Genomic DNA, 6,000 nt, shown 5'->3' on the forward strand with positions numbered 1-6,000 from the left:
CTGATTAATTAAGCTTTAGCTGGTTGCTTGACGTTGTAGAACAGGGCAAACAGCACAGGCACCACTATCAAGGTCAGAACCGTGGCAAAGCCAAGGCCCGCCATAATCGTGATAGCCAGCGAGTTGAAGAAAGCATCAAACACCAGCGGGATCATACCCAGAATTGTGGTCAGTGCCGCCATACTTACTGGACGAACACGGCTGATGGCACTATCAACAATCGCATCATAAGGCTGCTTGCCTGACTCTAGCTCGATATTGATTTGATCTAGCAATACGATACCGTTTTTCAAAATCATCCCGCTTAGGCTCAATAGACCAAGCAAAGCTGTGAAGCTAAATGGGATGTTGGTCGCCAGCAGGCCAAATGCCACACCGATAATCGACAGCGGTACCGTGGCCCAAATCACCAACGGCTTCTTCACTGAATTGAACAGGAAGATAGTTATGACGAACATGAAAAGGTAGCCCATCGGCATCGAGCCCATCATGGCTTCCTGCGCATCTTTCGATGACTCGTACTCACCACCCCATTCAATGCTGTAGCCAACGGGTAGCGGCAATGCTTCAACTTGTGGGCGGATACGATTGAACAAGGTTGCGGCTGTTTCATCACCCAGCACATCATGGTCTGCCAATACCGTCAGGGTGCGCTTTCGGTCGCGGCGCTGGATCAGCGGCTCAGACCAACCTAGGTCAACGCCATCAATCACCTGCTCAATTGGCACGTAAGCCTGCTGAACCGGGCTCCAAAGCTGGAGGTTCTGCAGGGTGTTGTAGTCAACACGCTCTGACTCCGGCAAGCGGGTAATGATCGGCAGCATATGGGTACCGTCACGCAGCAAGCCAATAGTGTTACCGCCGTAGGCCATCTGCAGGGTATTGGACAGATCTTCTTTTGAAATCCCCAAACGACGCGCTTTGGTTTCATTGAACTGCGGCACAAGCTCCTTGGTGCGCTCACGCCAGTCGTGACGGACGTTACGTGCCCCCGGGTCTTGCAACAAGACATCTTCAACCTGCATGGCGATATCACGCAGCGTTTGCGGATCAGGGCCGATAATTCGTGCCTCGATCTTCGACGCTGGCGACGGGCCAAATTCCATCAACTTGAACTGGAATGTCGGCTGGTCAAACTTGGCAGGTAGGCCTGCATCCAGCTTGTGCAGCAAATCAAACATGTTGTCGCGGCTGGTCGTACGCACCTGCAGCTGGGCATAAGACTCGTAGCTTTTTTCCGGCTGGTAAGTCAGCATGAAACGCTGCATGCCCTGGCCAACTGAGGTTGTTACGAAATCAACATCGTCTTGGCTACGGATGTACTGCTCAACCTTCTCAGTCTGGGCCATGGTCTCGCGGATATCCGTGCCTTCCGGCATCCACATATCCACGTAGAACATCGGCGTATTCGACGGCGGGAAGAACGACTGCTTGACCTGACCGAAGGCGATAACCGCACTCACCAGCAGGGCAAGCATGCTCACCATCGTCAGCCAACGGAAGCGTAGGGCAAATTTCAACAATGCGCCAAAAATGGTAAACAACGCCCCTTTGTAAGGGTCTTCATCGTCCTGCTGGTTTTTATCTTCTTCTTTGAGCAATAGGTCGGCCAAGAAAGGCGTGAGTGTCAGCGCGGTGATCCAGCTCAGGAACAAGGAGTAACACAGTACCCAAAATAAAGAGCCCATGAACTCACCGGTCGCATCCGACGACAAACCGATAGGGGCGAACGCCGTGATAGCAATCACCGTCGCGCCAAGCAGCGGCCATTGGGTCTGCTTGGCAATATCTGCCGCAGCCTGCACCTTGGTACGGCCTTTTTTCAGCCCGACCAATATCCCTTCGACCACCACAATGGCGTTATCCACCAGCATACCCAAAGCAATGATCAGGGCACCCAAGGAGATACGGTGCAGCTCAACATCATTGAGCTTCATCATGATAAAGGTGCCGAATACCGTTAGTAGCAGGACCAAACCGATGATCACACCACTGCGTAGGCCCATGGCAAAAAGCAGCACCACAATAACAATTGCAACTGCCTGACCCAAGCTCACCACAAAGTCCTGTACCGACTTGTCGACTTCCTGCGCCTGGTTGTAGAAGTAGTTCAGCGAAACGCCGGCTGGCTTGATGTTTTCCAGCTCTGCCAAACGGGCATCAAGTTGCTTGCCCACCTCCACGACATTGACGCCAGAGGCAAAAGAAAGACCAAGGTTAATCGCTTGCTCACCGTTGTAGGTGACAATATTGCCCGGTTTTTCCTGCACACCACGAGAAATGGTGGCAACATCTTTGAGACGAATAAGGTTACCGGTGTCGCGGCCATGGATAACCAGGTTTTCCAGTGACTCGACACTGTTCAGCTCACCGTTAGGACGGATGATCAGGTTCTGGCCATTAATCATCATCTCACCAGAGGCTGTCACACTGTTTTGTTGGTTCAAAAGACCAACAACGGTATTCATGTCCAAGTTCAGTGCCGCCATGCGCTCGACGGAGATCTCGACAAAGATCTGCTCTTGCTGATCGCCCGCAAGGCTCACCTTGCCCACACCATCAACCAGCTCCAATTCGCGGATCAGGTAATCAGCATACTGCTTAAGCTCGATATAGGAATAGCCTTCGCCTGTCAGCATGATCATCACGCCATACACATCACCAAAATCATCGATGATTTGCAGCGAACCCACACCTGATGGCAGCGTCGGACGCAGGTCATTAACCTTACGACGCATTTCATCCCAGATCTGCGGCAGCTCGTCTGGACCATAAATCATCTCCATGCTGACCATGATCTGGGTCATCCCAGCCGATGAGGTCGAGGTCACTTTGTCGATATACGGCAACTGACGCACCGCTTTTTCCAGCGGGTAGGTTAACTCTTCTTCTACTTCAGTGGTGGTTGCGCCCGGATAGGTCGCAACAATCATGGCATCTTTGATGGTGAATGCCGGATCTTCCAGCCTTCCCAAATCGAGGAACGAGGTAACGCCCCCGACCGCCAAGATAATCAAGAACAGCCAGCTAATGACTTTATTTTTTATTGAATACTCAGCAATATTCACTGTACTGCTCCCATGGTGGCTACTGCCATAGTCAATCCCCAATCTTCTTCACCAAGCCCGACAGCTGTTGTTACTACGGGCTTGGCCTGAATTGATAACTCTAAATACTGCATGCCTTCTTCAATCAGCTTCCAAGCCATTAGCTGACCCAGCTCGGTAAAAAAAGCGAGTCCAGCTAATGTGATCACCAGCCAAATCACCCATCGGATAAGGGATTGGCGTATAGTAGGCATGTTCAACTTCACTGGGCTTGCGCCTCTGCTGCAGGCTTGGAAAGCAGGCTCACTGCCATCCCTTCGCGCAGTTTACGCAGGCTGGATGTCACCAAGCGATCACCTTCACTGACACCGCTACTCACAATGGCGCCGTGGTTATTCAGTTGGCCAATCCCCACTTCCACTTTGTGGACCTGATTGCCGTCGAGCTTCCAGACAAAAAACTGGCCTGCTTCACGACCTGCCTCAATGGCTGTCATTGGCAGTTGGTAACCTTGCAAGGTGCTCAGGCCGGCCTCGGCCATATCAACACGCAAGGACACACTGGTTCCCGGCAGGATGGCAGGATCGCGCTGCGGCATTTCAAACCACACCCGGTAGGTTTGGCTCTGCGGCTCAAGCTCACTGGTATGCTCGAGGTAATTCACCGGATAGGTTTCGGATTCAGTGCCAAAACGAGCCACCGGCTGGTAACCGTGATTCGTTTGCAGAGGGTTCAGCATCGCCAGCACGTTGTCGGACACTGCGATGTTGATATACAGCAGATCATCTTGGTAAAGGCTAACGACGGCTTCACCCGGCGATACTGCTTCGAACGACTCTTTCGGCACGTCCGCTACCACCCCATTGAAGGGAGCGACTAAACGGGTGTAGCCCAAGCGGCGCTCTGCCGAATTGAAGTTCACTTTTGCCAACTTGTGGTTGGCTGAAAGCTCATCTAGCTCAGCCTTGGAAATCATCTTGCGCTCAAACAACTCACGGCCACGCTGCAACTGCTTGGTTGCCAACTTGTACTGCACCTGCGCGTCATTGCGCTGCTGCTCGAACTTATCAGCATCCAACTGGGCTAGGAGTTCGCCTTTTTTGACCTGTTGGCCAGATTTGACCAGCACACGCTGCAACTCACCTTCGACGCGGAAGGCCAACGGGGTATTTTCGGCCGCTTCCACCTGCCCCTTGAAAGTGCGGTACTGACTGGTCACCGACTGATCAACCGTCAAGGATGACACTGCAAGCGGCGCGGTTATTTGTTGCTGCGGCGGCTCTTGGCAACCGGCCAATACCATCATTGAAAGGACGGCGAATGACATCTTCTTCAACATCTTAGATACCACCCTCACGTTCCCAGGCTCGCACTTGCTGGCCCGGTAACAAATCCGTTGCACCGGCAATCACCACCATGTTCCCCGGAGCTAGGCCAGATACCACCTCGCCCTCATCGTTGAGAACAACTTGCAAGGCATCGACAACACCGGTTGCAGGGTCAAACTGCCACAGCGTTCCTTGGCCGTTTTGTTTCTCGACCCAGGCACCTTCCGGTAAACGCAGGGCGGTCGCCAGTTCAGGCTTGGCAAAGTGCACCTGACCGACCATCCCAGAGAGCAAATTCATCGCTTCCGGACGGGAAAGCGTCACCTTGGCGGTATAACTGTTGGTATCAGCATCAGGCTTGGTCGACAACTCTTTGAACTCCGCCTGGATCTGCTGGGCAGGATGGTTATCCATTTCAACCCACACCACCGTCTGGCGGATCGCCGACAGGCTGGTCTGCTTAACAAAAGGCACTGGCAAGTTGAAGCTCACATCCATCTCATCAACGTTCTGGATATTCATCACCGGCTGGTTGGCGCCAACAAACTGGTTCTGGTTAACAAACTTCAGAGAAACGACACCGTTGAAAGGGGCTTTGATCAAAGTATGTTCAACGTCTGTCTTCGCTTGCTCCAAGTTGGCGGCTGCCGCCTTGTATGCGGTCTCGCGCTGGTCAAATTGATCAGTACTGATCAGTTTCTTGCCATATAACTGCTTGGCACGCTGAAACTGGCTCTGCGCCAATTCAAACTCTGCCAATTTGGCATCAAAAGCTAAGCGGTAGTCCTGATCATCCAGCACTGCCAATACTTGGCCTTGCTCGACGCGCTGACCAACCCTGACCGTCAACTTTTCAATTTCACCAGGCACCTGGAAAGACAGCTGGGCACGCTGCGTCGCTTCTAGCTTTCCGGGAAAGGCATTGCTCGCCTGATTGGCTGGCATAGGTATTTCCAGCAATTTCACAGGCTTGATGACCTCTTTGGTGATTTCTGAGTTGGCTTGGTTACATCCGGCTAGGATGCTTCCCAGCAACACTATTGTTGCCACCCTGACAAACGGGGTGAACGAAATGGATGTTCCTTTCACAGGCGTTTCTCTCTAATTGTTTATATTACACACCTGTGCAGTATAAGTTGATTTTTGCTGAGATCAAGTATATTTTACAGGTGGACAATATAAGTATTTTGTGAGCACACAGATGACGCCCCCGCGTTTTTTTGGTAAAAATAGCGTGGGCTATGAAACAGATAGAACGATGACCGAAAGAAAACAGGGCCGTCGCAGCGCACAGGCCGCCGAAGAAACCAAGCTGCTTATCATCAAAACCGCCGCGGAAATGTTCTGCGAATTGGGGTATGAAAGAGTCTCACTGAGAAATATCAGTGAGCGGGCTGGCGTATCACACAGTTTGATCCGCCACCATTTCGGCAGCAAAGAGAAAATCTGGCAAAGTATTAGCGACAACCTGCATGTATATTTTTTGAGCTACATGTACAAGCTGCTGGAGGAAATTCCTTCCGAGCTGCCGAGCAATGTCATTCTCTACCGCTTTGTCACTATGTTGCTGGCCCAACAACTTGTGCACCCAAAACCTATCCAGTTGATTGCCGACGGGGTAAGGC

5 protein-coding genes are annotated in these 6,000 nt (G+C 52.0%); 1 reads left to right on the plus strand and 4 read right to left on the minus strand.

Annotation, left to right across the window (positions count from 1 at the left end):
• Window positions 1–8: 8 nt before the first annotated feature.
• The 4 genes from BIZ37_RS18570 to BIZ37_RS18585 are packed head-to-tail and all read right to left on the minus strand — an operon-like array spanning window position 9 to window position 5,464.
• Window positions 9–3,068, minus strand: coding sequence for an efflux RND transporter permease subunit (locus BIZ37_RS18570; protein WP_187462748.1), 3,060 nt, complete (start codon window positions 3,066–3,068; stop codon window positions 9–11).
• Window positions 3,065–3,301, minus strand: a complete 237-nt coding sequence (locus BIZ37_RS18575) for a hypothetical protein (RefSeq protein WP_187462749.1) — start codon at window positions 3,299–3,301, stop codon at window positions 3,065–3,067. The genes BIZ37_RS18570 and BIZ37_RS18575 overlap by 4 nt, the downstream gene beginning before the upstream one ends.
• Before the next feature lie 8 nt (window positions 3,302–3,309).
• Complete coding sequence (locus tag BIZ37_RS18580; protein WP_304622267.1) at window positions 3,310–4,386, minus strand: efflux RND transporter periplasmic adaptor subunit; 1,077 nt, start codon at window positions 4,384–4,386, stop codon at window positions 3,310–3,312.
• A 1-nt stretch (window position 4,387) separates the two neighbouring features.
• Window positions 4,388–5,464 (minus strand): efflux RND transporter periplasmic adaptor subunit, encoded by a 1,077-nt coding sequence (locus BIZ37_RS18585; protein WP_370577394.1) that lies wholly within the window; start codon window positions 5,462–5,464, stop codon window positions 4,388–4,390.
• Window positions 5,465–5,633: 169 nt separating this feature from the next.
• On the opposite strand from BIZ37_RS18585, the gene BIZ37_RS18590 reads away from it, so the two are divergent.
• Window positions 5,634–6,000 (plus strand): TetR/AcrR family transcriptional regulator (locus BIZ37_RS18590; RefSeq protein ID WP_187462750.1); only part of this gene is annotated, 367 nt, incomplete at its 3' end.

The sequence above is a fragment of the Photobacterium sp. BZF1 genome (assembly GCF_014349205.1).
In the GTDB taxonomy this organism is placed as follows: domain Bacteria; phylum Pseudomonadota; class Gammaproteobacteria; order Enterobacterales; family Vibrionaceae; genus Photobacterium.